Source organism: Chryseosolibacter indicum, from assembly GCF_018598585.1.
GTDB classification, from domain to species: Bacteria; Bacteroidota; Bacteroidia; order Cytophagales; family Cyclobacteriaceae; genus Chryseosolibacter; species Chryseosolibacter indicus.
Map to the genome: position 1 here is coordinate 1 of NZ_JAHESD010000141.1, position 1,952 is coordinate 1,952.

Below are 1,952 nucleotides of genomic sequence, written 5' to 3' on the forward strand. Positions count from 1 at the left end.
TGAGTAGGGTTTGAGGTTGGGGGAATGGGGATGAAAATCGTTAGGTTTAGGGGATTTATGGTGGGAGGGAGTTTATAGCGCAAAGGGAAATAGGAGAGACAGAGCCGGCTTAAGGTGGTGAAGGCTAGTGAGTTTTTTCTTGTTGGAGTATATCCGTGTTTACACATGTATACCCGGGTAAACACGGCTTGGGTCGGATTTCTTTATTAAGTTAGGGTTAGCGTTATACAACAATTTGAGCGCTATGTGATGGTGAAAGGAAGGTACCAAGCGGTTTTTAATTATTGTAAATCAGGAGAGATGCAGAAACGACTCATTCGATGTATGTTTTTTGAGAAGGAAAGGGAAAGCATTAACTTGGAGAGCAATAAGGAAATATAAGCAATATGGCTTATAGCGAAATGTTGTGGCCAATGCACTTGGACAAGTAGACCACCTGAAAGAGAAAACAGATGACTGACAAATGACAAAGCCGCCTAAATCAATTTTTGACCTAATTGACATGGAGGACTTTAGGAAAAGGACAGCGATGTACATCGGTGATAAAAAAATTACGACTTTAAAATCTTTTATTGATGGATACTTTTACGCCACATGGACAAATGACATCGAAGTTGATGACAAGATAAAGTTTGATGACTTTCATGATTGGGTTGCTGGACAATTTAAATGGAAGGAATCAACAGCGGGTTGGAGTAAAATCATTTTAGACGAATGCAAAGGAGATGAGGAACTTGCAGTAGATAAGTTCTTTGAGTTGTACGACAGCTTTAAAACCAGAGTCAAATGACAAATGACAGTGGACGTGCACTGGCCACAACAAAATGCATAATCAATGGCGGGGTTCGTGTAAATTTGTAGATTAGTTTTTTAAAATATGTTTTGTGTCGTGGGACAGTGACGCGCTTCGAACACCCGCCACTGCTTATGCACAAGCGTTGTGCGCAACCTCAACAAATCGATGAGTTACAAAGACGAAAGACACAAAATTATCTGGGACTTTCAAAGAGAGATAGTTAAGATTTACGAGGAACAGCAGTTGGACAGCATTGAGGGACTTGATCGACAGTTTACTGTAAACGGCCAAAATATTCTAGCTCTCTTTTTTGATACTGTTCGCAAAGGACAAGTGAAATACCAAGGGTTTGACTTTCATAAGAGCTTTGACGATATATGTTTCTGTTGTGATGAGATAATGTATTTCACAGGACAGCTCTATCTCTACGAGCCGTATTTGTACAACCCACTACTTTATGGGTATCCATTCGCTGGCGGAATCCTCTACCCTTATAGCCGGACAATCGAAAATAAAAGGTTCAATATGGCAGCTAATACAGTATCGGAAAAGGTTTACAATTACTGGGACAGGATTGGAGATCTTTTAGCAACATATTTTCCAGAACTGATAAAGCCAGATAAAGCATACTTCACTACAACTATTGACAAAATTCCAGACGACTTTCATGATTCACCAAATTACCAGTGGTTAAAGACGTTTAGAGATGACGAATTTAAAGACCTAAACGAAAAACGAAAGCAGATTGTCCATTATATATCGGTTGACACTACATTCAAGTGGAATCACGCAAAAGACCCATTTGACAGAGCCGAAATAGAAAAAATGTTGGCAGAGCAGAAGGCGCTTCCAAGATATTTTAAAAAACATTTGGAGTTAAGTGTCAAGGGACTAGAAAAAACTATAGGACTAATTCAAGAAATTACAGATAACAGATTGGCGGACGTGGAATGAGGCAGCGCACAACACCGCATATGCATCATTGCCTGGGAAGTGCTTGTATGTTAACTTGTATTTCAATTGCGGTTTGTACGTGGGACAGTGAGGCGCTTGAGCACGGCAACGCTGCATATGCAAACCGTTATGGGCAACGCTATGAAACGATTCACGAACGAGATAGACTTAAAGTTAGAGACATTGGCGAGCAAAGTGAATG

At 40.2% G+C, this 1,952-nt stretch carries 3 protein-coding genes; all 3 read left to right on the forward strand.

Features of this window, described 5'->3' with window-relative positions:
- The first annotated feature begins 463 nt into the window (after positions 1-463).
- Positions 464-790, forward strand: coding sequence for a hypothetical protein (locus tag KK060_RS24765; protein ID WP_254157959.1), 327 nt, complete (start codon positions 464-466; stop codon positions 788-790).
- Between the two features lie 171 nt (positions 791-961).
- Positions 962-1,750 carry a Cthe_2314 family HEPN domain-containing protein gene (locus KK060_RS24770; protein WP_254157961.1) on the forward strand — a complete coding sequence of 263 codons (789 nt, stop codon included), beginning with the start codon at positions 962-964 and terminating at the stop codon, positions 1,748-1,750.
- On the forward strand, positions 1,747-1,952 hold a 206-nt coding region (locus KK060_RS24775; protein WP_254157963.1), incomplete at its 3' end, for a hypothetical protein. The genes KK060_RS24770 and KK060_RS24775, both read left to right, overlap by 4 nt.